This is a genomic window from Paraburkholderia sp. GAS348, from assembly GCF_050434205.1.
Taxonomy (GTDB): domain Bacteria; phylum Pseudomonadota; class Gammaproteobacteria; order Burkholderiales; family Burkholderiaceae; genus Paraburkholderia.
Genome location: NZ_JBNPVT010000001.1, coordinates 577,799 through 602,293, shown reverse-complemented (window position 1 = coordinate 602,293; position 24,495 = coordinate 577,799). Strand labels below are relative to the sequence as shown.

The 24,495-nt window shown below is 57.2% G+C and carries 22 protein-coding genes and 4 pseudogenes; 16 read left to right on the top strand and 10 right to left on the bottom strand.

All coding sequences use genetic code 11. From position 1 onward, the window contains the following. Nucleotides 1-116 precede the first annotated feature (116 nt). The gene (locus P3T22_RS02825) at nucleotides 117-797 is read right to left on the bottom strand and encodes a hypothetical protein (protein WP_429324151.1); all 681 of its coding nucleotides are present in this window, start codon (nucleotides 795-797) and stop codon (nucleotides 117-119) included. A 195-nt stretch (nucleotides 798-992) separates the two neighbouring features. Between P3T22_RS02825 and P3T22_RS02820 the strand changes: the two genes are divergently transcribed. Next, a complete protein-coding gene (locus P3T22_RS02820; RefSeq protein ID WP_429324150.1) occupies nucleotides 993-1,757 on the top strand; it encodes an SDR family NAD(P)-dependent oxidoreductase in 765 nt (254 codons plus the stop codon). A gap of 121 nt (nucleotides 1,758-1,878) precedes the next feature. Then, entirely contained in the window at nucleotides 1,879-2,475 is a 597-nt protein-coding gene (locus tag P3T22_RS02815) for a 2-hydroxychromene-2-carboxylate isomerase (protein ID WP_063500633.1), read from the top strand. A 759-nt stretch (nucleotides 2,476-3,234) separates the two neighbouring features. Here the strand turns inward: P3T22_RS02815 and dld are convergent. Beyond that, the gene (dld, locus tag P3T22_RS02810) at nucleotides 3,235-4,926 is read right to left on the bottom strand and encodes a D-lactate dehydrogenase (RefSeq protein ID WP_063498552.1); all 1,692 of its coding nucleotides are present in this window, start codon (nucleotides 4,924-4,926) and stop codon (nucleotides 3,235-3,237) included. A 725-nt stretch (nucleotides 4,927-5,651) separates the two neighbouring features. Between dld and P3T22_RS02805 the strand changes: the two are divergent. The 7 genes and pseudogenes from P3T22_RS02805 to P3T22_RS02775 form a co-directional block, all read left to right on the top strand. After that, nucleotides 5,652-6,072 (top strand): annotated as a pseudogene (locus tag P3T22_RS02805) (alkyl hydroperoxide reductase subunit F); the annotation flags it as partial. A 293-nt stretch (nucleotides 6,073-6,365) separates the two neighbouring features. Beyond that, nucleotides 6,366-7,235, top strand: a complete 870-nt coding sequence (locus P3T22_RS02800) for an alpha/beta fold hydrolase (RefSeq protein ID WP_063498550.1) — start codon at nucleotides 6,366-6,368, stop codon at nucleotides 7,233-7,235. 108 nt (nucleotides 7,236-7,343) lie between these two features. Beyond that, nucleotides 7,344-7,520 carry a hypothetical protein gene (locus P3T22_RS02795; RefSeq protein WP_158515314.1) on the top strand — a complete coding sequence of 59 codons (177 nt, stop codon included), beginning with the start codon at nucleotides 7,344-7,346 and terminating at the stop codon, nucleotides 7,518-7,520. 59 nt (nucleotides 7,521-7,579) lie between these two features. Further along, a complete protein-coding gene (locus P3T22_RS02790) occupies nucleotides 7,580-8,560 on the top strand; it encodes an MBL fold metallo-hydrolase (RefSeq protein WP_429324149.1) in 981 nt (326 codons plus the stop codon). Between the two features lie 396 nt (nucleotides 8,561-8,956). Further along, complete coding sequence (locus P3T22_RS02785) at nucleotides 8,957-9,805, top strand: fumarylacetoacetate hydrolase family protein (protein ID WP_063500632.1); 849 nt, start codon at nucleotides 8,957-8,959, stop codon at nucleotides 9,803-9,805. Nucleotides 9,806-10,042: 237 nt separating this feature from the next. Next, entirely contained in the window at nucleotides 10,043-10,810 is a 768-nt protein-coding gene (locus P3T22_RS02780; RefSeq protein ID WP_201788178.1) for a DUF899 family protein, read from the top strand. A 368-nt stretch (nucleotides 10,811-11,178) separates the two neighbouring features. Beyond that, nucleotides 11,179-11,832 (top strand): DUF5134 domain-containing protein, encoded by a 654-nt coding sequence (locus P3T22_RS02775; RefSeq protein ID WP_429324148.1) that lies wholly within the window; start codon nucleotides 11,179-11,181, stop codon nucleotides 11,830-11,832. A 74-nt stretch (nucleotides 11,833-11,906) separates the two neighbouring features. On the opposite strand, the pseudogene P3T22_RS02770 reads toward P3T22_RS02775, so the two are convergent. The 5 genes and pseudogenes from P3T22_RS02770 to P3T22_RS02750 all read right to left on the bottom strand — a co-directional run. Next, nucleotides 11,907-12,176: pseudogene (locus P3T22_RS02770) on the bottom strand (transposase); the annotation flags it as partial. Nucleotides 12,177-12,246: 70 nt separating this feature from the next. Beyond that, on the bottom strand, nucleotides 12,247-13,221 hold the full coding sequence (locus tag P3T22_RS02765) for a LysR family transcriptional regulator (RefSeq protein WP_063498547.1): 975 nt from the start codon (nucleotides 13,219-13,221) through the stop codon (nucleotides 12,247-12,249). Between the two features lie 259 nt (nucleotides 13,222-13,480). Continuing rightward, on the bottom strand, nucleotides 13,481-13,906 hold the full coding sequence (locus tag P3T22_RS02760; protein ID WP_063498546.1) for a PAS domain S-box protein: 426 nt from the start codon (nucleotides 13,904-13,906) through the stop codon (nucleotides 13,481-13,483). Nucleotides 13,907-13,958: 52 nt separating this feature from the next. Then, nucleotides 13,959-14,077, bottom strand: a pseudogene (locus tag P3T22_RS02755) (oxidoreductase); the annotation flags it as partial. Nucleotides 14,078-14,110: 33 nt separating this feature from the next. After that, the gene (locus P3T22_RS02750; protein ID WP_063498545.1) at nucleotides 14,111-14,704 is read right to left on the bottom strand and encodes a TetR/AcrR family transcriptional regulator; all 594 of its coding nucleotides are present in this window, start codon (nucleotides 14,702-14,704) and stop codon (nucleotides 14,111-14,113) included. Nucleotides 14,705-15,107: 403 nt separating this feature from the next. Between P3T22_RS02750 and P3T22_RS02745 the strand changes: the two genes are divergently transcribed. Beyond that, complete coding sequence (locus tag P3T22_RS02745) at nucleotides 15,108-15,740, top strand: isochorismatase family cysteine hydrolase (RefSeq protein WP_063498544.1); 633 nt, start codon at nucleotides 15,108-15,110, stop codon at nucleotides 15,738-15,740. 380 nt (nucleotides 15,741-16,120) lie between these two features. Here P3T22_RS02745 and P3T22_RS02740 read toward each other — a convergent pair whose 3' ends face one another. Further along, nucleotides 16,121-16,276: a hypothetical protein gene (locus P3T22_RS02740; RefSeq protein WP_158515313.1), complete on the bottom strand. Its 156-nt coding sequence runs from the start codon at nucleotides 16,274-16,276 to the stop codon at nucleotides 16,121-16,123. A gap of 968 nt (nucleotides 16,277-17,244) precedes the next feature. On the opposite strand from P3T22_RS02740, the gene P3T22_RS02735 reads away from it, so the two are divergent. After that, complete coding sequence (locus P3T22_RS02735; protein ID WP_063498543.1) at nucleotides 17,245-18,948, top strand: methyl-accepting chemotaxis protein; 1,704 nt, start codon at nucleotides 17,245-17,247, stop codon at nucleotides 18,946-18,948. Between the two features lie 157 nt (nucleotides 18,949-19,105). Next, nucleotides 19,106-19,441: a hypothetical protein gene (locus P3T22_RS02730; protein WP_429324147.1), complete on the top strand. Its 336-nt coding sequence runs from the start codon at nucleotides 19,106-19,108 to the stop codon at nucleotides 19,439-19,441. Nucleotides 19,442-20,010: 569 nt separating this feature from the next. Here the strand turns inward: P3T22_RS02730 and P3T22_RS02725 are convergent. Further along, entirely contained in the window at nucleotides 20,011-20,469 is a 459-nt protein-coding gene (locus tag P3T22_RS02725) for a zinc-finger-containing protein (protein ID WP_063498542.1), read from the bottom strand. 533 nt (nucleotides 20,470-21,002) lie between these two features. Here P3T22_RS02725 and P3T22_RS02720 point away from each other — a divergent pair. After that, nucleotides 21,003-21,569, top strand: coding sequence for a TetR/AcrR family transcriptional regulator (locus tag P3T22_RS02720; RefSeq protein ID WP_429324146.1), 567 nt, complete (start codon nucleotides 21,003-21,005; stop codon nucleotides 21,567-21,569). A gap of 202 nt (nucleotides 21,570-21,771) precedes the next feature. After that, nucleotides 21,772-22,197, top strand: a complete 426-nt coding sequence (locus P3T22_RS02715) for an organic hydroperoxide resistance protein (protein WP_063498540.1) — start codon at nucleotides 21,772-21,774, stop codon at nucleotides 22,195-22,197. 181 nt (nucleotides 22,198-22,378) lie between these two features. Here the strand turns inward: P3T22_RS02715 and P3T22_RS02710 are convergent, their stop codons facing one another. Next, complete coding sequence (locus tag P3T22_RS02710; protein WP_063498539.1) at nucleotides 22,379-23,017, bottom strand: TetR/AcrR family transcriptional regulator; 639 nt, start codon at nucleotides 23,015-23,017, stop codon at nucleotides 22,379-22,381. A gap of 227 nt (nucleotides 23,018-23,244) precedes the next feature. Between P3T22_RS02710 and P3T22_RS02705 the strand changes: the two genes are divergently transcribed. Together P3T22_RS02705 and P3T22_RS02700 are read left to right on the top strand one after the other, a co-directional pair. Further along, nucleotides 23,245-23,646, top strand: a complete 402-nt coding sequence (locus P3T22_RS02705; RefSeq protein WP_063498538.1) for a nuclear transport factor 2 family protein — start codon at nucleotides 23,245-23,247, stop codon at nucleotides 23,644-23,646. Between the two features lie 43 nt (nucleotides 23,647-23,689). Continuing rightward, nucleotides 23,690-24,445, top strand: a pseudogene (locus tag P3T22_RS02700) (SDR family oxidoreductase). Nucleotides 24,446-24,495: the final 50 nt, after the last annotated feature.

Below are 24,495 nucleotides of genomic sequence, written 5' to 3'. Positions count from 1 at the left end.
GAGTCGCTTGACTTCCCTCCGTCGACAACGACCATGGCCTGCCGGGCGACCATGCCTCGCGCGCGCGAAACGCGATCGAAGCTAACAAACCAGTCGCCTCCGGCAGTCGGCTCCGGTCATGTCGACGTGGCCAGCAAGGTCTTCAGGTGCAGGTCGATCTGCGCCAGACATTCAGCGTCGGTTCCAAAGAGGGCCAAGTGTCCGTCGATGCTCGAGATCGACCGGAAGTCGCTTCCGGAAATGAGTTTCTGCTCGGCCTCGCATTCCGCTGGCGAGAAGAACATGTCATGGCTGATCGGCATCACGAAGGTCTTGGCCCTGATGCGGCCAAGCGCTGCTGCAAGGTCGCCGCCAATGTGCCTGCTCACGTCTCCATGCTGCCACTTCCAAGTCATGGCGAGCAGGTCGTTCGGGTCCATCGGCGCGAAGTAGCCGGTCATAAGATTATCGACAAAGGCCTGCATCGAATCGAAGCCTAGGGCCTTGTGGCGCGCGGCACGGAAGAACTCCGTGCTCCAACCCATCACGGTCCACATCTTCCCGTGCCGCTTCAAGCCGGCCGCCACCTCGGCAGGCGTAGCGTAGTCGCCGCCCTTGAATCCGCGATCGGTGATGATTGCCTCAACCAGCGTTTCAACGAAGAGGAAGTCGTGCTCGGTGATCTTCGCAGTCCCTGCAATAAGCGCCGCGCGAAGCACCATCTCCGGATAGCTCACGGCCCACTCGTAGGTCTGCTGTGCCGCCATTGAACCGCCGACAACCAGCGCCAGCCGCGTGATGCCGAATCTCTCGGTCATCCGTCTCGACGAGATACGGACGCGAGGATACGAACTTGGATAGAGTTCTTGCGTCAGCTCATGCCCACCGTGATTGCACGCGACACGCAGGTGTTCGAGGAGCACTGAGCTTCTGCTGGTAAGCTAAGCTGAATAGCCCGTACTTGGCCCAGGAGTTTCGAGCATGGCGCTCGAAGCGATCCAAATTAGGTCAACATGAAAGTGCTCATTGAGTCCATGTCCTTTGGAGGGACGGCACAATCCTGCACGGGCTACTATCACGGTAAACGCAGCTTCGACGTGCTCACCCATGCGGAATCCGTGCTCCCATCGCCGCTCGACTCGGCGATAGCCCTCATCATTGGGGCTGTTGACGCACCAGGCAGCGCAATCGCAAAGCGGTTTTCCTGCGAAGGTTTCGCTATCGCGGCCGTTCGGTGTGATGCGGAGAAACTTGCTCCTCTGGCGGACACGATTTCGGTCGACGGTCATGAGTCTCACGCCTTTGGCATTGATGCCCGAACAGAAGAGCAGGTCGATTCTCTGTTCCCGCACATCGAGGCTGGGATCGGAGAGATTGATGTGATGGTCTTTACCATTGGCGCGAACGTGCAGCTCAGTATCGTGGAAACAACGGCGCAGAAGTACTACAAGGTCTGGGAAATGGGCAGTTTCACCGGCTTCCTGACCGGACGGGAGGCAGCGCGGACGATGCTGCCGCGCAAACGTGGCGCGATTATTTTTACCGGGGCAACACAGAGCGTGCGAGGGGGCACCGGTTTCTCTGCATTCTCCGGTGCCAAAAATGGCCTGAGAGACTTGGCGCAAAACATCGCACGCGAACTGGGCCCCGAAGACATTCACTTAGGACATTTGGTAATCGACGGCTCGATCGACACCGAGTTCATCCGGACACTCTTTCCGGAACGCTACAAGCCGAAAGAGATCGATGGCATTCTCAATCCGGCGCATAATGCGTAAACTACTGGAACCTCCATCAACAACAGCTGACAGCGTAGACATTCGAGTTCGACGTGTGACCGTATATGGAACGTTAGTAAATCGAATGATGCGCCGCCCCAGTTTCACTAAAGGTACTGATATGTCTCGAAAGCTCAAGTTCTTTTTTGACTTTGGTAGCCCTGCTTCCTACCTCGCCTATTGCGAGCTCCCAAAAATTGCAGAACAAGGTGCGGCCTCGATAGAATGGGTTCCTGTCCTCCTCGGCGCCTTACTCAAGTCAATCGGCAATAGCGGGCCGACCGACGTGCCCACGAAAAGAGCCTGGTTTTGGAAGGACATGGCACTATGCGCAAAAAAGCGTGGCGTGCCGTTTGAGGTGAATTCATTTTGGCCGATCAACACTTTGGTTATCCAGCGAGGCGCTGTGGTCTTCAAGGATACGCTCCTCTTCCGTCCTTACCTCGACACGGTGTTCGAGGCAATGTGGGCAAAGTCCAAGAATCTTAACGACCCATCTGTGCTTGCAGAGGTTCTTGCTCCGATTGACATCTCTCTGGACGACTTCCTGCAGTGCGTCTCTGTCCAGAAAGTGAAGGACGAACTCAAGCAAAATACCGAAGAAGCCGCGCGACTTGGCGTATTCGGGTGCCCGTCGTTCCTTGTCGACGATCAGTTGTTCTTCGGCCAGGATCGACTCGAATTCGTGGCAGACGCTCTGCGCGACTCCCGAGCATGATAGACCGGCGCTACTGCTCATTGTGATCTTGCGAGCGTGAGCGCCTGAGAGGATATTCCGTTTAGTGCCTATGGGTTGCGCGCTGCAATTCTCAGATTACAGCTCAACGAACGGTTCAGCTACGACGCGGCGCAAAGTCTGTTCTTCAACAATTTTGAGGAGCACGAAGTCGCCGGTCTCGAAGACGTAGAGACCATTCGCACTGAGGTCGAAACTCGTCTCCACGACGCCAGTGTCAAGCCTCACTCAGTGGTCAACTACGACAACTTCGCAATCCGCCCCGAGGTCCTTGACGCATACGCCGTTCGTTGGTACTTTCGGTTTCAGTTGAGTTCCCATGCAACATGCTTCATCCGCGGCGCGAACATCGCGGACGAACCGACGCGCGCCGCACGAGATGAGTATTTCGATCGCGCAGCGAAAAGCTCGACATCACGCCCCCGCTTAGCCGCACAATTGCACTCTGGCTTCTGGGATCCAGATTTTCCGATCGGTGCCGCAGGAGTTCGATTTACACCAGCCTGGGAGCCGTTGCTACGCCGACCGTGTCAATGTCGATATGGCCACAGGAACCCGCCCATGGGCCAATCGAATAGTCGCTCCACACCGGATCACCAAAAAACAGCGGATTAGTGACGGGACCTGAGGTCGGTGAAATGGAGCTGCATGCGTAGCAGACGAAACTCCCCCACCTGGCTAACACTAAGCCAAGTGTCGGAATGTCGAATTTTGCTTGATTTTCGACATCCCTCGGCTTCTCTAATGCCAATATTTTTTCTTGCTCGTCTTCCCAATACCAGGATTGAAGCTATTCGTCGGGTCCAGCTGCCTCATTTGCGCCTCGTAACCTTCAGAAGCGTGGTACAGGTGGCCGACGTTATGCTCCGCGGGGTATTTTGCACCGCGAGTTTCAAGGTATGCCAATACCTCTTTCTTGAAGAGAACGGCGTCGTATCCGGGCTTCAGGATGTAGTCCTGGTGATTTACAAAGCAGAAAAAGTGTCCGCAGCAAGAGTCCAGCAGGACCTGCTCTCGCAGGTGAGGCGGCAACTTCAGGCGCCACTCAGTGTCATTTCGACGTAGTGCCACATCAAATGCAAGCAACCTTTCGTTGGTGTCAATTCCGTGACTTTCGCAGTAGCAGATGGTGCAGGCACCGACGGTGAATCGTACAAGAAACGCGTCGCGAGCTTCGTCCTCGTTACATTTGAAGTACTTCCCTGTGCGAGTTGCAAAAAAGCGTTCGAGAAGTGTAGCCATCTCCGCTGCATCGCGCTCATCCGCCTTGATCACCAGGTGGTGTTCATACAGATCCAAATAGCTGGGGATGCGGTCAGCCAGACCAATTGGAGTGAGTGCGTTGGAGATCTGGATTGCCTTGTCCACGGTGTTTTCGGGAAGCAAGGGAACGCGCTTAACCAATCTGTCCCACCTCGCCTTTTGTGCGATCAATTCCGGGATCTTCTCAGGACCTAGGCGCCGGATCGCCTTGTAGATGTGTTTCCCGTAACGAATCGAGAGATCCAGCGCGCCTCTATGAATGTACTCCGCCTGGATCGGCAGTTGAGACAAGCTTGTCAAAAGGAAATGACGGAGCTGGACCAATTCAGATTCGTCGTTAGTTCCAATGTAGAAGGTGGTGGTATTCGCCGGGGCATCAAAGGTAGGCAAGCGAACGGCAAAGACCGCAAGTTTTCCTGCACTACCGGCGCTGTCGTGCAAATATTCCGGATTCCCATTGTAACGAGCCGGACTATCCGCAGTTACGTCACGAAGATTTTTTGCGTAATCTTCCGCCCACAACTTTCCGTCCCAGTCTGGCGAATCGCCCGTCGTGTACTGACGTGAAGCGAGGTTCTCGAGAATGGTTTTCGGATCCCGTCCTAGCTTGATTCCGAGATTGTTGACGAGTTGAAGCTTTCCACTCGTGTCGATCCTGGCGAAAAGGGATTTTTCAGTAAAGGCCGGCCCCCGCCGAATCAACGAACCGCCGGAATTATTACAGATTCCACCGATAACCGATGCGCCGATACATGAAGAACCAATGACAGAATGCGGTTCTTTATTGTATGGCTTAAGGGCATTTTCCAACTCAGTCAACGTTGATCCAGGGAATGCAATGACTTGCCTCGCGTCATCAATGATTTGAAGTCCGCCAAGACGCCGAGTGCTGACGATTATCAGATCTCTATCGTAATCGTCGCCGTCTGGAGTCGAGCCTCCGGTGATGCCGGTGTTCGACGCTTGCATCAAGATGATTACGTCATTCGCAACACAAACCTCAAGAACCTGCCAAAGTTGCAGTAGCGTGCGGGGCAACGCAATTGCGAGCGCTTTGCCGTGTCCAACCCGAAAACCCTTGGTATAAAAAACCTTCTCGTCTTCACCAGTTAACAGATCCGTTGCTGCAACCACACTTCGCAGCTTACTTAGTACCTCTTTACTTGACATATCCATGCTCCATGCTGTTCAAGGCTTACCCCTTTTGATTGGAGCCACCTGACTTCTAGTAAAATCCGTAACTACGTTAACCGATCGTGACCGGCCACAATCAATTGCCCGGTCAGTGCAGCCGATCCAAACCCGTTCAAGTACACAGTCGTCCTGACTCGGCGACACATTCCCCGTCTGCGGCGTTCTGACGTCAGCTTCAGAAATTCTCGCCGCTTTCGCTTATGTCGGCATCTGCTTGACAACCAGCGGGCCCGAGAGCAAACCAGGCAGACGGCGCCCGACGTGAGGCAGCGATCACGCGCACTACATCCAGGCCGCTCTCGCAAAAAAAGACGAAATATCCCATATCGAAAATCCGGAATGGCGATCGACTATATTATAAGTAGTACATAGCTATAAAAAATAATCCATGCAAGGTTCATTTCCGTTGCCATGGTGCGTTCCGCAGGCGCAATGGTAAGTACAAGTCGCAGCCACTTTCAATAGCGAAAAAGTGACGCCTACGATTCTGCTACTGAAGCGCCAACCGGGGAATATCCAGCCGGCCTGGGTTTGAGCGATTTCCATTCTTTTTTCGCCGCAAAATTACCCAAAGCGTAAAACACCTTCTCAGCAATGGAAACAATGCTAAAAGAAACGCTTTCGCGCTCGCGAGCATTGCTCGTGACGGACGCATTCTTCAAATCAAGTTCAGGCTGCTATCTGCTGAACTCCACCGGTAGGCGGGTGTCGGCGAGCTTCTCGCGAAGCTGGACACCGGCGCCTCCGCGCGCAACGCGGAAAACGCTCAACGCAAAAAAGATTTTTGACATGCTTGCCGGCGGCTGCGGCCCCGCTGGCGCGGCGGCTGCGATCGACGCGGCGCACAAAGACATTCGCACCGGCGTGCCCGCCGAACGCTTCGGCGGTCACGTGCTCTACACGATGGCGATCGAGACTTCGTATCGGTGCAGGAAACGGAAGGACTGAGTTTCGCGACCGCGCTCGAGTAGCACGTGCGCGCCTACGACGTCGACATCATGAATCTGCAGTGCCGAGATGCTCGTGCCGGGTGTGAAGACCGTTGAGATCGGCACCGCAAGCGGCGCGACGCTGCGCGCTAAAAGCGTGGTGCTCGCGACGGACTCGCGCTGGCGCTCTCTTCAAGGGCAAGCGCATGGCGGTTAATTGCAAGCGAGGAGCCTCCATCCGGAGTCCCGCCGAAATACCACTGAGGAAGATCAAGTAAGCGTCAATTTTTAAATCGGTATTAACACCTGGTTTGTTCGATTCTTTAGCGAACATATTGCGATTTGTCTACTGCCAGGGAAATTCATTACCTCGAAAGCGCCTTTATCGCCCCTCTGCTTGGTCCTAGACTTCACGTGTGTCTCCGGATCGGCGCGAAACATGCCCGGTATCAACCTATCTACTTTGGCCAATGATTGCACGACATCATGAAAGACATTGAATTGGTTCATCACACCGTTGAGGCAAACGGCATTCGTCAGCACTATGTAGAAGCAGGCGACGGACCCACGGTCGTCTTGCTTCACGGATTCCCCGAGACCTATTACGCGTGGCGTCATCAGATTCCCGTGCTCGCGCAACATTTCCGTGTGATTGCGCCAGACTTGCGTGGCTATGGGGCAACGGACAAGCCCGCGGCAGGATATGACAAACGCACGATGGCAAACGACCTGCTTGCCCTGCTTGACAAGTTGGACATCAACCGTATCGCGCTAGTGGGCCACGACCGAGGCGCACGAGTAGCGACGCGCTTCGCTAAGGACCATCCGCACAGACTTGACCGCCTCGTTGTGATGGATAACGTTCCGACGCGAGTGGTCGCTGAGCGGCTGAATGCGCAGATTGCAAAGGCATACTGGTTCTTCCTGTTCCACCAGGTTCCCGATCTTCCGGAAGCACTGATTGCAGGCAACGAGCGCGTGTGGCTCCGCCATTTCTTCACGGACTGGTGCTACGATCCAACTGCAATTAGTGGCGATGCGTTCGAGGAATACGTTCGAGCATACCAGGCTCCTGGTGCCGTCCGTGGAGCAATGTCCGACTACCGAGCGAACGCCGAAGACGTCGCGCAGGACAAGGTTGACGCACATGTGCCCATCAAGGTGCCGACGCTGGCGCTTTGGGGTGCCGAATTCTACGCCGTCGGTAAAATGTTTGATATGGCCGAGGTATGGCGCTCCATGGCAACCGACATACGGACATACGCAATTGCGCAGGCGGGACACATGCCGCAGGAGGAGCAGCCTAAGATTGTCAATGCCCAACTGCTCGATTTTCTGCAGAGTTGGAAAGGATAGCTATCGACTCAAAACGCCGCGCTAGAGCATGATATTCATTTTTATCAAGGAATATTACTCTATTGTTTCGCAACGTCCGATGTAGTTACACATAAGCCAGTGACCACATTGGACCAGATTCAAGACATCGTCCCTGCCGCCACAGCAGCATCCCAACAGGCGACCGTCGCGCAATCCAGAATTACCATCAAGGCAGTGCTGATCCTCGAGAAACTGCTCGGCCAGTACCTGAGCAACGTGCACCTATCGACGCCTATCCGTGGCGTTTCTTATTCGACGACGTAAATGCGTGCAATCACAAAATCCTGGTTGCAGCTGATCTACGTATTTACAGGATGAACACCATGCAAACACTCTGCTCCTGTAGTTCCGAACTCGGTGAGTCGTCATTTAGCGGAAAAATCACCAACTCGCGCCCTTCTTTCTCAAACATCGGCAGACTGCCGCAAGTCGCACCGCTCTATAGCCTGCAAGTTGGCGCCGCAAAGGTAACCGTTATATCTGACGGCACTATTCCTCTCAATGCGCCCACACTGATCTCCGGCAAAGATACGGCGACATTGGAGAAGCTGTTGGCCAAGGCATTTCTTTGCGGGGAGGTCGAGACGTCGATTAACGTCTACCTGATTGAACTGAATGACCGTAAGATTCTTGTCGATACGGGTGCCGGAGAACTGTTCCGCCAAATTAACGTCGGCGGAAAACTTTTCACGCGTCTCGAGCATACAGGGCTTGGACCTCAAGACATCACCGACATTTTAATTACGCACATTCATGTGGACCATTCAGGCGGTCTCACGATGGCAGGCGAGCGAATGTTCCCGAATGCACTTGTACATGTCGGCAAGCCGGACGTCGATTTCTTTCTTGACCCGGAACAGGCGGCCACATCCGCATATCGGCCGGATGCACTTCCGTACACATTCGAGCAAGCAGTACTAACAGTTAAACCCTATGCGGAGTCGGGTCAACTGCGCCCTTTCGACAAGACCACTGAGATTGTCCCCGGCATTACGGCGTCACTCCACCCGGGACACACACCTGGCTCAGCTTTCTACGCACTAACCAGCGAAGGCCAAACCCTCGTGTTTGTCGGCGATATCGTTCATATTGCCGCACTGCAATTTGCCGAACCTGAATTCACAATCGCGTTTGACGTGGATCCCGCCGGCGCGGTGGAGAGTCGCAGATCAGCCTTCGCCGAGTTCTCTCGCACGCAAGTGCTCGTCGCCGCCCCGCATTTGCCTTATCCGGGTGTCGGACATATTCGTCCAGATGGTGACGCTTACGCGTGGGTACCTGAATCATTTATGGACCGCGAGTGATCGCGGAAACAGCGCAACAGTATCGGCTTCAGCGCCCAAAACCTGCACGGTCAATCTGCTATAGAAAGCCCTGGACGATTTTCAAATCAAACTCACCTGATGGCAGCCAGGTGGGTGCAGGCTAATGACACGCCAGAGCATGAGATGAAAGTGAAAGCAAAGGTTGTCCTGACAGATTGCGCCTGGGATTCCATCGACATTGGAAATCGCATTCTCGGGGAGATCGCAGACAGCCGCGACACGCTGGCCGGCCTGCAATCCGGTGCACCGGGAGAAGTGCGCCGTGTCCTCGAAGGCCAGTGGCCAATCAACTTCGTCAATTCTGCTGTGCGTGGCAAAGAAAAAACCGGGCTGCCCTGTAACGATCTTCCAGCCCCTAACTTGGAGAGATACAAAATGAAGCTTTGTCGCTATGGCGAATTTGGCGCGGAAAGGCCTGCGATTTTTGACGAGCAAGGTGCACTGCGCGACCTGTCCGGCTACGTGTCCGACATCACGCCTGCGCATCTTTCGGCGAGTGAGCTCGAAAAATTGTCAAAAATTCGGCTGTCCGAGCTGCCTCTCGTCCCGGGAAATCCCCGCATCGGCGCACCCGTATCTGGCATCTCGAAGTTCATTGCTATCGGTCTGAACTATCGCGACCACGCCGAAGAGGCTGGCATGGCCATTCCCACCGAGCCCATCATCTTCATGAAGTCGACGACGTCCATCGGTGGCCCCAACGACGACATCGTCGTGCCTCCGCACTCGACGAAGCTCGACTGGGAGCTCGAACTCGGCGTTGTGATCGGCAAAAAGGCGCAGTACATCTCCGAAGAAGAAGCTCTGGACTATGTCGCCGGCTACTGCGTGGTGAACGACGTATCCGAGCGTTCCTTCCAGCTGCAATCCTCCCAGTGGGACAAGGGCAAGGGTTGCGACACCTTCGGCCCGATTGGCCCGTGGCTCGTGACCAAGGACGAAGTGCCCGACCCGCAAAACCTGAACATGTGGCTCGACGTCAACGGCGAGCGTCGTCAGGGCGGTAACTCCAGGACCATGATTTTCACGGTCAAGGAACTCGTTGCCTATTGCAGCCGCTACATGACGCTGCTTCCGGGCGATGTGATTACCACCGGCACGCCCCCGGGCGTCGGCATGGGTATGAAGCCCGAACCGACCTACCTCAATAAAGGCGACGTTGTTACGCTCTGGATTGAAGGACTCGGCACCCAAAAGCAACTGATCGTCGAGCGACAGGTATAAGACAGACCCCTCCGTTATCCGCCAGAGATAACGGATAACGGAGGATTATCAGGTAGGAGACCCCATTCATGCATATACCTATGATTTCCTGGCATCCCATACCCACGTGGTAGGTCCGGTTTACATACGCCCGCTGACGGCGTAGTACGCAGTACCCTCTTCGCAATCTCCAACGGACGCTCTGATCTTCACACTACGCAAGGAACAGAGTTCAGAGCATAGAGAAGGATGGAAACTATGGTTCTCAAGGGCACGCCACGCGACATGAACAAGTGGAGGGATGTACTCCTCGACCCGAATGCCAGATTCCCCGGCGAGTCGAATGAATACCGCCGCGCACGTAGTGAGCTGTTAGAGGCAGAATTAGAGCTCAAAGAGCTGAACGAGCGAGTAGCCGCCATGCGCCGGGCACTCCCTGCGGGCGGCCTGATCAAGGAGGACTACGTCTTCGAGTCTGCCGACAATGGAAGCGAGGTGAAGCTGTCGGAACTGTTCGAGCCGGGCAAGAACTCACTGATCATTTACCACATGATGTTTCCGCGCTGGTCACAAGACCAACGAGCGGGAGCCCCAGGAGGCAAGACTGCCGAGCTGCCGCTTGTCGAGCAGCCGTGTCCGTCTTGCACATCGATTGTCGACGGGCTCGAGGGCGCGGCCTTTCACGTTGCCGAGCGAGCCAACCTCGTCGTCGTCGCGAAGACTAGCCCTGAACGGCTCGGCACCTACGCACGTGAACGCGGCTGGCACAATTTGCGCCTGTTGTCCTCGCGGAACAACACCTTCAACCGGGATTACCGCGCTGAAACGCCAGACGGCGGGCAGCGCGCCTCCTTGAACGTATTCTCCCGCGACGCGGACGGAATCCACCACCACTGGGGGAGCGAAGCGACGTACAAGCGCGGCGATACCAGCTCGTTCGATGCGATCTGGACAATCTACGGTGTTCTCGATCTGACGCGCGAAGGACGCGGAGAGGGCGGGGGCTTCCCCAACCTGCAGTACTAAGGAAGTCTTTGCACTTCTGTTCGTATCGGTTTGAGTGGCCCTGGAACAGGGTCGCTCTGACCCCGTGGGCATGGCACCGCATCCACGGTGCACATCGGTGTGCGCGTGCGTCGTGATCTTCCACGCCGCACGCGCCGAAGTCTATCTCCGAATACTGCGGTCTCCCGCTCGCCGCCGCCTCCGGGTCACGCCTCGTGACAAATGATGATCAAGCGCGCTATGACCGTTGTCGCCGGCCCAACCCATCGCAAGCTACAAACGGCCCAGACGCGCATGTCGGCAACGCGAGCGCACCATGGCGCTTGTCTTCTGGTCGCCACGGTGTTGGCCCGCACTGGCCACGGAGCTACGTTGAAAGGAACCGTCGCATGATGCCTCCCCCCTGGCTGCTGGGCATTCTGACTGCGCTCATGCTGGTCGTCACGGCAGTAAGCACGATCCGCCTCGGAGCCGCCAAGTTACCAGCCAACTGGCTTTCAGCTGTTAAGCCAGGCGGGCCTTGCTCGTCTTCGCGGTGTTCAGATGGAGCCGATACTGACATTGCGTATCTGTTGATGGGTGTCGCGATGACGGGAATGCTGGCACCGAGCATTAGAACTCTGCCGTCACACGCATGGGAGGCGATCTTTGGCTTGCTCACTGTGTGGTTCGCATGGCGCTTTTTAGCCGATACCAGGGTGAACGGCCTGCGGTCTCTGGCGAGCGTGCATCGCGCTGCACATATGTTGCACTGCGCGGCCGCGGTCTACATGTTCGCCGCCCTCACGATGACTGACGACATCTGCAGGGGGGGAGCGGAAAGCAGCAGCATGGTACAGCCGTTCAAACTTCCGACTCTGGCGCTCGCGTTTATCCTTGTCTGTTGCGGGGCTTGGGACATACTCGCTCAACTGCCGGGTCGACACTACAGTCTCCGGAAAATATCAGTTGGCGCCACCTCAGCCCGCAGCACAGCACCGACGGTAGCGTGTCGTGTCGCCATGAACGTGAACATGGCAGTGATGCTTCTCATCATGAGATGATCGGGTCGATCAGACCGACCGCAGGTAGTCGTGCATAGAGCTTGATGGGCGCGTTTTGTCAGGTTTGCGACGGGCATCAGTACCGCAAAGATTACGAGATGAAGCCTTGCGAGCGTCATGGGTAAGCGCTCGTAATCTCGCGCGGCCCGGCGAAAGCAATTCAAGCGACCGAAGCTGCGCTCTACCACCTAGCGGCGCGGCCACAGCACGAATCTTTTTTTCGCCTCCGCCAACTTGATCACCTCAAGCTCGATCCCCTCGTCAAGCGCAGCCTGCGCGGGTTCGCCGCCTGCATATCCCCGATCGGCGAACGCCACGTTAACCGTCCGGCGTGTGGCCTGCCGGCATGAAAATGTGAACGGGTGGCGGTGTTGTGCAACTTCGGAGAATTGCACAGAGTTTAAATTGCAGTTCTCAGATGCTATGGGGAAGGCTCACGCCTTCCTCATCGGTCCGCTCAAGCACCTCGACGCGTGTTATCACATCCTTCAGCGAATGCGAAAGCGTCTCCCGCAGATGGTCGAGTATTGTCCGCACTTTCGCATCGAGGAATCGTCGAGACGGATACACTGCAAATACGGTGAAAGGACGCAGGCGGTATTGCGGCAGCACACGTATGAGCGCACCAGATTCAAGGTCATCCACCACAGAGTACGTAGCAAGCGCACCAATTCCCGCTCCGGCCAGTAATGCTGCACGCATTGCGTCAGGCACATTCGTCTGGAGGGGCGACTTCGGGATATTCAGTAGATGCGACTCCTGTCCGCTTTCGAGATGCCATTCGTTTGGTGGTGCCACCGGCGAATCGAACTCGATGAGCGTGTGAGACGCGAGATCGTCTCGTGTACGCGGTGCACCATTGAGCTTAAGGTAGCCCGGCGAAGCTACCATTATCGAATAGGCTGTGCCGAGCGGCTGCGCAACGTAAAGTGAGTCGGGAAGTTGTGTTGCGGAGAACAGTGAAAGATCGTAGCCGTCCTCGACGAGGTTCGGCATGCACTGCTCGATCTTCAGTTCGACCTGGACATCGGGGCAGATTACCTGATAGCGTGCCAGCGCTGCGGCGACTAGGCTTTGCGCGAGCCCGGGTGCGCAGTGTAGCCGCAGGCGGCCCGCAGGCGAATGGCTAGCGTTGCGCACGTCTTCCGCAGCAGCGTCAAAATCCGCAAGGATCGCTTTTGCACGTTCATAGAAGCGTCCGCCGGAATCTGTCAACGATAGATGGCGCGTGGTCCGGTGCAAGAGGACCGCCTGCAATTGCTCTTCTAGAATATTTACGGCGCGTGAAACCTGCCCGACAGTCATATCGATTTCCTTCGCGATCGCCGTGAAGGAACCCTTCTCGACCACACGGACGAAGATCCGCATATTGCTAACAAGATCCGCCATATTGTATTGTTCCTTACCAGTTCGCTTCCAACGATCTATGTATTGCCACTACACGCACGTCGCCTGTTGAATTTTGAGTATGGGGGGAGAAAGCACTGACGGTCACTCCCTCAGGTTCCCTCGGTTTTTCGCCTTCCGCGGGCCTCGGGTTATGCAGCCCTATATTTGTCCGCCGAGCCACGAGCTAGTCTTGCGTGAACGAAGTTGGAATTTTCAGTCGCATGGCCGTGAGCGCGACGTGACGTCAGTTGTGGCTCGCCTAAATTGCGCTCGCTGCCGTGCTTACAGAACGGGTAGCGCGTTCTTTTTCGATGCGCGCCGTCACGTCCCGCGCGACCGCCGCCGAACCAAGCGCCGTCCCATCCAGGGCCTTCACCAGCGCGAACGTCATTTCGACGTAGAGCTTGCGTCCGCTTTTGTGTGTCGCGCGGGTCAAGGTTGGCCGTCCATGCAGTCTCGTCGTACCGTTCGCGATTGCCGTCCCGAATCCCGTCGAGTGCGCGGCGCGTAGGTGCTCGGGGATGATCAGATCAAGCTTTCTGCCGACCGCCTCGTTCGCGCTGTAGCCGAACAGTGTCTCAGCGGCACGGTTCCACCGTGCGATCGTTTCCGAGCAGTCCGCAAAGATGACGGCGTCGGATATCTGTTCGATTACCAATTCGGCCAGCGCAGGAGTGTAGTTCATGATGTCGTTTCCTAGTGGTTGCTTCAATAATCGACAGGCGTACCATCATGCCCCCAGCCAACGTCACGCCGCGTAGGACAAAGGGTGCGACGGTCGCTGGAAAAGGCATGCAGGCGCCCATCCCGCAAGCCAGACCACACCCCGGTACTGCATCTCCGCGCAAACATTGCTTTCCGTTAACGACATGAAATATCCGATCGGCTTTTAGACATTGGACGCTTGATGACTGTGCGGCGTGACGAGAACGCGCTCGACTTCGGTGGCCCAGGTCCTGTCTCCAGTAGAGTGAGCCAGCATATTCGCACCAACCATCGCGGCGAATACCACGACAAGGTCTTCGGGCGACAGCGAGCATGAAGGATCGACATGCGCGATGTCCGCGAAAGTCGTGAATAGCTGCTCGACACCTTCACGATAGGCCTGACTCAAACCTTCACTCGCACGAGGCGGAGCTGCATCTTGCCCAAGAGCGACCATGGGGCAAGTCTTCTCGATAGGCTTGCTAGCGAAGTAGTACGAGACGAGCCGCTTGAGCGTACCGGTTACGGCCCCTTTGTGCGATATCGTCTTCGCTCTCCAGTTTTCAGCGGACCGTGCGAACCCTGACGAGCAAGCCTCGGCTATCAGTGCGTCTTTCGAGGCAAAGTGATTGTAGAAACCACCGGGCGTCATGCCCACGCGTGCCATGATCTCTGAGATGCTGACCGCGGCAACACCTAGGCCACGCATGGTCGCCGCAGTTTCATCAACGATGCGTTGGCGGTTCTTGTCCGCCTGTTCGCGATTCGAACGTCCCATAAAGAGCTCCTTCGATATTCGAGCTGGGAAACCGGCCTATCCGCATTTCCACACTGTTTCAGTTGGACCCCGATTGTAGGCGTCAGCACGTCGCATATCCCGGACATCTGACACCTCAAGCAAAACTCGCCGCTCACGCGCGACTCGCACGTGAGCGGGCTCAAGGGACCGGTACGACGGCGCGCCGCCTAGTCGACTGCGCTTCCGGAAGTGTCGATGCGAATGGCGCGGCTGTTCAAGGCTTCCAAGCACGTACATACCGAGCAAGATCACTCAAAGGGGCACACAAAACCTTGTCAGGTATCACGAAGCGCGGATAGAATAAATTATACTCGACATTTATTTTTTCGATCGATACTGGGCTGCAGGCTGGGTATGCTCCGTTCACTTTCTGGAATTTGCGATGGTCACTTACGAGCCTAAACTTACTGCCGTATTGTGTGTCGATCTCTACAACGACTTCCTTAGCGAGGGAGGCAAGCTTTTTCCTTGGGTTAAGGACATCGCGAAGGAGAACAACATGCTAGAAAACCTCCGCACCGTTGTCCGGACGGCAAGGGAGGTGGGTATCTCGATCTACCATGTTCCGCATCATCGATGGGAGTCGGGTGACTATGTCAACTGGAAATACCCGTCCCCCTATCAACTTGGCGCTGCCGAACGGCAAACCTTCGCAAAGGGAACGTGGGGGGGCACCTTCCATGACGATTTCCAGGTGCAGCCCGGTGATATCGTCGCGACCGAGCATTGGGCTTCAAGCGGCTTTCCGAATACGGATCTTGACCATCAACTCAAACGCTACGGAAAGGAGAAGATCATTTTGATTGGCCTTCTCGCAAATACGTGCGTCGAAGCGACTGCGCGAATCGGTATGGAGTTGGGATATCACGTAACGCTGGTACGCGATGCAACTGCTGCGCGCTCAAAAGAGGCTCTACACGCCGCACTGAACATTGACGGACCGACATACGCTCACCAGATTCTCACCACTTCTCAGCTTGTGGAAGCGATGAAAACGTCCGCTCAGTGTCGGTAACACAATGGCTTTACGACCTGCGAGCATATGATTGGGCACGCGTATGAGAGCAACGCAACGCGCGTATCGACACTTCGCTCAAAAGTGTTGGCCATCAACGCTAGCCTGACCGCCAATCACGTCGAACGGGCTGGCAGGGCCGTTTCGCTACCACCATTCGAGGAGGCTCAAAAGCTGGGAGATCCGCAGGTGGAAATGGATGGGCATCTCGTTGAGGTACCGACCTACGCGGCAGCGAAGCGCTTGCTCAGCCGTGCAGAGCAGTTTGGGTTAAGACCTCGACGGTGATCTACATCTCGTGGGGCGGGCGGATGATCGACTGTTCCGGCACAGAAGGTCGTCGCTCGCTTTGTGTCAGCCGATTGATCAATTTAATTGCGTCATGCTTGGGTGAATGCACTTTCAAGTCGGTTGAAGAACCGATCGTTCCAAGCGCGAAGCACGGTTGGGGTGACATCGCGAGGAAAGTCGTCAGGTACCTTCATCACTTTCGCCTCTCCTCGAATTCCCTCCACTGGCATGATGATGCTGGTCACATACCGAATTCCTTAGACCGTCTGGCCTTGTCAACCAATGACCTGCTAATGAATTCGCTCACTTGCTCCACGGTGCCTGAACCGAAATCGTTGGACGGATTGGTGACGCGAATTCGAGAGAGGGGCTTACCCGCCCTGGCGAAGGTGTTTCCGTTGGCGGCATTGCCTGAGAACGACAGTTGCCTTTCATGTCGACCACTGATTGAAGAGATCGTGACGGCAACAAGGACGATGCCCTTTGCGGCGGAATATCGGCCACGACAGTCACTCGAGCCTGCCCGAACTTGGTCATTACTTAATGACCGTCTCGGAGAAATCGAATAGAGGCTGTCGACCCCTTGCTGCCCTCCGGTGAGCTTTTCCGAATGTCCCAACCTCGCAAAAAAGCAGCCGCCCGCGACCCAACTGCACACACCCAGCGGAGCCTGAGCGATCCATCGTCTCACGTTTAGCTCTATCCCGGAGAACGGTCGCGCCGGCGAACAGCCGACGAGTCTGTACCTCGGTTTGTCGGCGACGTGCCGCAACATGCCGAGGTCAGATCCAGATGCCGGCGTGCGTATCTTGCCGGCCGGTGCTCACGGATTCTGTGCATCAGAAAAACGGGGTGATGCCGCGGCGCTGACCGTGGCAAGTCAGCGGCGAAAAACCTGTCCCTGGGAATCCCGGCCGGCCAATTTGTCGCCCTGAATGTGAGGGAATCCACCAAGCGCTGATCGTCTCTTGTCCGCTCCCCCGAGTTCCAGTTCTGGCATCTGGCGTTTTTCTTCCGTGGCGTCCGCACCTTCCTATATCACATACCGGCAGCCAGTATTGTGCAATATCCGTAAGAGACTGTTCCTGGATCGAGTATTAATCGCAATCGATCTTGCGCCGTTATCTGTACGTATTCCGTCGAAGCCCACCCTGCAAAGTGAGCTTCCGCGCCCTCTCCTACACATTGGTCAATCCGAAAGGTCGGTAAGCACATGAAGCTGTCTTTTGCGCAAAAACTCTGGTTGCCGTTGATCCTGAGCCTGCTGTGTCTCGCCGGAATATCGATCTACAACGCTTACCAGACTCGAGAAATGCGGCTGGACGAGCGCAAGGCGGACCTGAAACATGCATCGGAGATCGCCCTGAGTGTGGTCAAGACCTTTGGCGATCAGGTGGCCGCCGGCTCTATGTCGGCAGCGGAAGCCCAGAAGCGCGCCATGGACAGCATCCGGAACATGCGGTACGGGGACAACGGTTATTTCGTGATCCTCAATTCGCAGCCGACAGTCCTGATGCACCCGACCAGCCCGCAGATGGATGGCTCAAACGTTGACGACTACAAGGATCCGAACGGCGTCACTATCTTCAGGGATATGGTCGCTGTTAGCAAGCATGACGGTCAGGGCTTTACCGCGTACTCTTTTCCGAAACCGGGGAGAACAGAAGCTTCTCCGAAAATCACCTACATCGTGTCCTATCAGCCGTGGGACTGGATTCTCACGACCGGGCTCTTTGTCGACGACCTTGATGCCGCATTCCGCTCGTCGCTGTATCAGAGCCTCGGGATTCTGCTGGTACTCGCCGGAGCCCTGTCGGTTGTCGTGGTCTTCCTCAACCGCGGCATCATCCGCTCATTGGGCGGCGAGCCATCCTATGCCGCCGATATCGCCAACCAGATAGCCAATAACGATCTGACTGCCGTAGTGAAGATCGCCCAGGACGACCGCTCGAGCCTGCTGTTTTCGATAAAGCGTATGCAGGAGCAGCTCACGCATACGATCAGCACGATCAAGGTTTCGGCCGACTCGATTGCCACCGCCACTCACCAGATTTCGGCGGGCAATCAGGACCTGTCGCAGCGTACCGAAGAACAGGCCGCCTCGCTCGAGGAAACTGCGTCCAGCATGGAGCAACTGACCTCGACTGTCGCCCAGAATGCCGACAATGCCAGTCAGGCCAACCAGCTCGCAGCGCAGGCCGCCCAGGTGGCCGAACAGGGCGGCACCGTGGTGTCACGCGTGGTCGAAACCATGGATGGCATCAATGCCAGCTCGGACAAGATTGCCAACATTGTCGGCATCATCGAGGGCATCGCCTTCCAGACCAATATCCTCGCGCTCAATGCGGCCGTCGAAGCGGCGCGGGCCGGAGAGCAGGGTCGGGGTTTTGCGGTGGTGGCCTCGGAAGTGCGTTCGCTGGCGCAGCGCTCCTCGGCGGCGTCCAAGGAAATCAAGGAACTGATCCACGATTCCGTGGAGCGCGTGCAGGCAGGTGCCGGCCATGTGCGGGATGCGGGTGCGAAGATGCGTGAGATCACCCACGAAATCAGACGCGTGACGGGCATCATGGGTGAGATCACAGCCGCATCGCAGGAACAGAGCAAGGGTATCGGCCAAATCAACCAGGCCGTCACGCAGATGGACGAAGTCACCCAGCAGAATGCCGCGCTGGTGGAACAGGCGGCAGCGGCCGCCAGTTCGCTCGCGTCGCAGGCGAACGATCTGAAAACTTCCGTTTCGATGTTCAGGCTGAACGCCTCACGCGACGCCGAGGTCATCCGCCGTGTCGGGCAAACGCACGCGACGGCGACACCGGCGCGAGCCCGAGCGCTGGCGGCGCCAATCCCGCAGCGGCCCGCAGCGCAGCCTGTCAGGGCTGCGCAAGCCCTCGAGCGTGGAGAATGGGACAGCTTCTAGGTGGCCATCCGTATCGCCGGTGATTCGCCGACAGCGCGAACCATGTTTGTCGGCGTCCGTACCGAAAGTTCGGACGCCCCGTCGTGCAACGTTGAAAGGGCAGAGACGGCACCAGTCATCCCTGCAGACAGGAACACCATGGTCGCGACGGATACCGTTGCTGCAAACAGTCAAGCAACCTGAACGGATCGGCAAATTGAGCAATACGAACAGTGTACTGGGCCAGGTAGTCGAGATTATGGCCGCCAACACAAGGAAAATGGGTGTTCTCGGAGCAAGGGCGATGGTTATGGGCACGTTCCATGATGCAGTCCTGCCGCATCTCACGACGTTGCAGCGTGTCTCGATCACCCGGTCATTCCCGCAGGGCATTGAAGATATCCTGTCGCTGATGGACGATGTGGCCCTGCCGGCCAAATACCACTCGACGCTGCTTGAACTCACCAACTCTGTTCTCGCCGAACTGCGTCAGGAATCGGTGAGGAGTCGATAGCCTCAGCCCTGCTCACCGCTCCAGAGCACTCACCGGTCAACACGGCCTGCTTGCGTACGCCCAATTTGTCAGGCGACTCGACCTGCCAATAAGGATAATGCGCTGAAATACTCTCTCAGATTCTGGCGCAGCCGCGGACTAGCCAAAATCTTTAGCCGCCCCCAACGCAGTCGGCTTTTTTTTGGCCAGATAGCGCCGCATCACCGTCTACGAGCGTCCACGAATGGCTGATCTCGTCTGTGAAGGCCGCATGCCAACCCCGTACCGTCGACGCGACTAATGGCGGAGACCGCCTGTCCACCACTGCAAACGGTTGGCAATTCGGGCCAATAGAAGCAGGCCGTCATGGGCGGCTATGGTGCAGGACAACGTATCGTCGTTGACTGTTCAATTCGCAACCCTGTGCCCTGATGCCCATGCCGCGCATAACACTTGGCAGTCGTCCATCCTGTTTTCCGACTCTCTAAATGGCTGCCATGGCACCATGACCGCCCCTTCGACAGCACCGGACGACTGTCGCTTCGAGGCCGCTCACTGCCCGACGGCGATCGGCCACGGCAGGCGATCGCTTAAACGTTACCTTCTGACGAAGCGGCACCGCGACGCGCGATGAATGCTTCGACATGCCGGATCGCCTGCTCGCACTGGTCGAGGGACAGGTTGTGGATGGACGCCGATACCGGCTCGAAGCCGAGTTCGCCCGCGACCCAGCGGATGGCTTTCGCACGGGCCTCAAACGGGTTGACGCGATCGCGCCTGACCTTGCCCGCGACCAGCGGCTCGAGCGTGTCGTGCAGGCGGCTCTTCGCGTCGCGCAACGCACCGTCGGCCAAACGCCCCAGCGGCACGTTCCGTGTGCTGCGTGAGTGGATGCCGATCCACGCCTGGCACGCTGTGCAGACCCATAGCGCGCCGTGGTCCTCGCGGTAGGGATACGACGCCTCGCCGTATTTCACGAGCGTGGCGTGAGCGCTGCAGTAATCGCACAAGGGCTGGGGTAATGCCTTGATCGGGCGACCTAGACGCACCGGATACTCCTTCTCTCTAAATGCACTTCACATTATCCGTGCATCATCGGTCGTGCCTGCCTGGCACCGGCCATCCACAAAGGCCGCGTTAGAGTGGAAAGAACCGCCCGTCTCCCACTGGCCTGGTGTATTACAGCGATGCGCGCATCATTGATCCTTCTGGACGCTGGTCTTTGGCCTGGCGTCGTCTGCCTGGGGCGCTCGAAAAATAAAGCACGATAGCGACGGCAATCGTCGCCCCCCTTCGGAGACTCTCAGCTCGGAGTGGCGACCGTCCGCTAATCACCAACCATGAGTCGCTCAACGCGTCAGCGACAGGCTCTCACCCGTCTTCGCGGCGACTGCATCCACCAGTTCCTGCTTGTTCACTGCTTTTCCTCTCTGTGGTTGTGAATGTCACCAGCCTAGCCGATCCGTGCGCCTTTGCGCAATTGGCCGGCGGCCGGACTGATCCGCGATCACAGGCACTGCACGCATGTCCCGGGCATGGGAACCGCTTGACATTTTATCTATGAGTAGATAGAGTTCGATCCATGGAAACGACAACATCAGTGTGCGAACAGATTCTCGACCACGCAGTCACGCTCATCATGCTGCGCGGCTACAACGGTTTCAGCTACCGTGATCTGTCCAGCCTGGTCGGCGTCAAGACCCCGAGTATCCACTACTACTTTCCGTCGAAAGACGATCTGGTTCTGGAAGCGGTCAATGCGTACAGCAACGAGGTATTCAACGGTCTCCGCGGCATTGACGCTTCGTTGCCAGCGGACGCAAAGCTGAGCAAGTACGCGAAGCTGTTTGGCAAGACGCTTGGCGACGGCAATCAGATTTGCCTGTGCGGCATGCTGGCCGCCGACATCGAGTCGCTGCCCGACAACATCCGGCAAGCGGTGCAGGCGTTTTTCAAGGCCAACGAGAACTGGCTGGCAAAGGTGCTCGTGCAAGGCGCACAAGAGCACACGCTGGCGGTGAACGGCAAGCCGGAAAACGCGGCGCGCGCGCTGTTCGCGGCATTTCAGGGCAGCGTGCTGGCCAGCCGCCTGTTTCACACCAAAGCCCGGCTCGAAGACGTCGAGGCGACGGTGCGGATCGCGCGGTAGAGCAGTCAGTGCAGCAGTCAATTGCGAGGCGGTACGCCGCCTCTTTGTTTGGCCCGGCCGCCTATCTTTGAGTAGATAGTTATCCGGGGAAGATGTAAAACTGGCAGAAACAACCCGGTTCATTCGCTTTTGTTTCGCGAACGAATCAATCTAGTAGTAGATAGTAAATTCGATCACTCACCCTACTGAAAGGAGCTTCACCATGTCACTCGATAAAGTTCTCTACCGCGCTCAAGCTCACGCCACCGGTGGCCGCGACGGCCGCGCCGTGGTGCCCGCAGGCAACCTCGACTTCAAGCTGACCACGCCGAAAGAACTGGGCGGCGCAGGCGGCGATGGCGCCAATCCTGAACAGCTCTTCGCGGCAGGCTATAGCGCCTGTTTCCTCGGCGCCATGAAATTCGTCGCCGCCCGCGACAAGATCGCTATCCCCGCTGATGTCTCGATTGACGGCAGTGTCGGCATCGGCCTGATCCCGAATGGCTTTGGCATCGAAGTAGAACTGAAGATCTCGCTCCCCGGCATGGCACGCGAAGCGGCGCAGACGCTGGTCGACAAGGCTCACGTGGTCTGCCCGTACTCGAACGCGACCCGCGGCAACATCGACGTCACGCTGACAATCGTCTGAGCCGAACGCCTTGACGGTACGGAACCGGAGAAATCATGGAGACCGTCAAGCCTTTACTTCTCGCCGCCGCGCTTGTGGCCAGCAGCGTCAAGTAAGTTGCGCAACCTTGAGCGCGGCGCCTTGCGTAACAGCATCGTGCCGCGACTATCAGAGCATTCGATTTTACGTAACGGACATTGCGCTACCCTCGACGCGAGCGGCCACGCGATTGAATTCCAGGTTGCGTGTCCACGGCGGTGAGGAGATGCTCGCGGCCCTCGTCAAGAATTTCATCCGCGAGCGCCGGGTCAACGTCTGCAACCGCGCGCGAAAGTAGCAGCGTACCGACCATCTGGCTGAACAACGTGATCGCCTTCCTGCGGCTACCTTCGCTGATCCCCGTGCTCTCTTCGATGACCTTGGCAAATCGTTCGAGGTTCACCGCGAGACCCTCTGCGTAAGAGCCGCGCGCGACGTCGTCGAACCGGCGGGCGTCGCCTACAAAACCCGACCAGGGGCAACCTGTATCGATATTCGCGCGATGCTCGTGGGACAGGTACCACTGAATGTTGTGCCTGAGCGGGTCGGCGTCAGTTGACCTGGCGTCTTCGGTGATGGAGGCAAAACCTTCTCCTCCATCTTTCATCGCCTTCTCCATCACGGCGGCGACCAGCGCGTCTTTTGATTTGAAGTGGTTGTAGAAACCGCCCTGCGTAAAGCCCGCCGCCTTCATCAGTTCGGCGAGCCCGACCGCATCGACACCACGCTCGCGAAACAGCTTCTCGGCGGCTGCCACGATCGCGCGCCGGTTTTCAACCGCCTGCTGCCTGGAAACACCCACTCTCCCCCCTTCGGCCCATAACGGCCCAATCAAATCCATCGAGAAATACAATGTCGATCACCATTGACATTGCCATGACGAGCGCCCACAATTCCTCTCAATGACAATGTCACTCACCATTGTCTTAAGTATAGCCTTCTTTGCCCGAACAATCAGGCGGCAGAGAGCACAACGGCTATCCGACGCGTGACGACGTCGTCACCTGAATCTTTAAAGAGGGTCTCAACATGACGAAGACAACCCCGGAACAGAACAAGGCGTTCGTACTGGAAGCGTTCGACACCCTGTTCAACAAGCGCGACTACGCTGCAGCCGAGCGCTTCTGGTCCGACCGCTACATTCAGCATAGCGCTCATATTGCGCCGGGACGCGACGGTCTGTTCGACCTGGTCCGCACGCTGCCTGACACCTTGCGCTATGAGAACCAGTTGATCGTGGCCGAGGGTGACCATGTCATCGCACATGGCCGCTTCACTGGGATGGGCAGGCCCGCTGCGTGGATTGCGGCCGACGTCGTCCGCTTTGAGGACGGCAAGCTCGCCGAGCACTGGGACGTCCTCCAGGACGAAGCGACCAGGACCGAATCCGCGAGTGGCCTGCCGATGTTCGGCGACCGGTTCCCCGGCTGACCACGGCACCCCCACCTACATCTGCATCAACAGGAAAACGATCATGAAACTCACCGGAAACACGATCTTCATCACGGGCGGCGGTTCAGGCATTGGCCGCGGGTTAGCCGAAGCGCTCCATACGCGCGGTAACAAGGTCATCATCAGCGGCCGCCGGCGCAGCCATCTCGACGAGGTGGTGGCGGCGAATCCCGGTATGGCGGCAATCGAACTCGACATCGCCGACCCCGCCAGCATCGAGCGGGTAGCGGCGCAACTGATCGCGGATTACCCCGATCTCAACGTGCTGATCAACAACGCAGGGATCATGCAGCCTGACCAGGCGGGCGGCCAGATGGACGACGCGCTGATGGTGTCCACCATCACGACCAACCTCATGGGGCCGATCCGCATGACGTCGGCGCTGATCGATCACCTCAAGACCAGGCACGACGCTGTCGTCGCCTATACCAGTTCGGTCCTGGCTTTCGTGCCGTTGGCCGTGACTGCCGTGTATTCGTCGACCAAGGCGGCGCTGCATTCGTACGTCCTGTCGCAACGCTTCATGCTGCGGGACACGAAGGTTCGCGTACTCGAGATCGCACCGCCCTAGGTGCGCACGGACCTCATGAACAGCCGCGAAGCCGAGCAGGCGATGCCGCTTGACGCCTTCATCGACGAAACAATTGCTGTCCTCGGGACCGATGTGGACGAGGTTCTGGTTGAACGTGCGAAGGAGTTCCGCGAGAACCCGGGACCCGGTGAGCACGCTTTCGTCAATGGCTTGAATACCCAGATGCTGGAAGTGCTGGGTGGGTGAATGGCTACCTGTCCGACAGGTGAGCTCAAGTACTAGCCCGGCGCCATCGG

What these genes read in the sequence shown, in the direction of transcription:
- P3T22_RS02825 (WP_429324151.1), bottom strand. Translation starts at nt 797, where the DNA reads ATGACCGAGAGATTCGGCATCACGCGGCTGGCGCTGGTTGTCGGCGGT.
- P3T22_RS02820 (WP_429324150.1), top strand. Translation starts at nt 993, where the DNA reads ATGAAAGTGCTCATTGAGTCCATGTCCTTTGGAGGGACGGCACAATCC.
- P3T22_RS02815 (WP_063500633.1), top strand. Translation starts at nt 1,879, where the DNA reads ATGTCTCGAAAGCTCAAGTTCTTTTTTGACTTTGGTAGCCCTGCTTCC.
- dld (WP_063498552.1), bottom strand. Translation starts at nt 4,926, where the DNA reads ATGTCAAGTAAAGAGGTACTAAGTAAGCTGCGAAGTGTGGTTGCAGCA.
- P3T22_RS02800 (WP_063498550.1), top strand. Translation starts at nt 6,366, where the DNA reads ATGAAAGACATTGAATTGGTTCATCACACCGTTGAGGCAAACGGCATT.
- P3T22_RS02790 (WP_429324149.1), top strand. Translation starts at nt 7,580, where the DNA reads ATGCAAACACTCTGCTCCTGTAGTTCCGAACTCGGTGAGTCGTCATTT.
- P3T22_RS02785 (WP_063500632.1), top strand. Translation starts at nt 8,957, where the DNA reads ATGAAGCTTTGTCGCTATGGCGAATTTGGCGCGGAAAGGCCTGCGATT.
- P3T22_RS02780 (WP_201788178.1), top strand. Translation starts at nt 10,043, where the DNA reads ATGGTTCTCAAGGGCACGCCACGCGACATGAACAAGTGGAGGGATGTA.
- P3T22_RS02775 (WP_429324148.1), top strand. Translation starts at nt 11,179, where the DNA reads ATGATGCCTCCCCCCTGGCTGCTGGGCATTCTGACTGCGCTCATGCTG.
- P3T22_RS02765 (WP_063498547.1), bottom strand. Translation starts at nt 13,221, where the DNA reads ATGGCGGATCTTGTTAGCAATATGCGGATCTTCGTCCGTGTGGTCGAG.
- P3T22_RS02760 (WP_063498546.1), bottom strand. Translation starts at nt 13,906, where the DNA reads ATGAACTACACTCCTGCGCTGGCCGAATTGGTAATCGAACAGATATCC.
- P3T22_RS02750 (WP_063498545.1), bottom strand. Translation starts at nt 14,704, where the DNA reads ATGGGACGTTCGAATCGCGAACAGGCGGACAAGAACCGCCAACGCATC.
- P3T22_RS02745 (WP_063498544.1), top strand. Translation starts at nt 15,108, where the DNA reads ATGGTCACTTACGAGCCTAAACTTACTGCCGTATTGTGTGTCGATCTC.
- P3T22_RS02735 (WP_063498543.1), top strand. Translation starts at nt 17,245, where the DNA reads ATGAAGCTGTCTTTTGCGCAAAAACTCTGGTTGCCGTTGATCCTGAGC.
- P3T22_RS02720 (WP_429324146.1), top strand. Translation starts at nt 21,003, where the DNA reads ATGGAAACGACAACATCAGTGTGCGAACAGATTCTCGACCACGCAGTC.
- P3T22_RS02715 (WP_063498540.1), top strand. Translation starts at nt 21,772, where the DNA reads ATGTCACTCGATAAAGTTCTCTACCGCGCTCAAGCTCACGCCACCGGT.
- P3T22_RS02705 (WP_063498538.1), top strand. Translation starts at nt 23,245, where the DNA reads ATGACGAAGACAACCCCGGAACAGAACAAGGCGTTCGTACTGGAAGCG.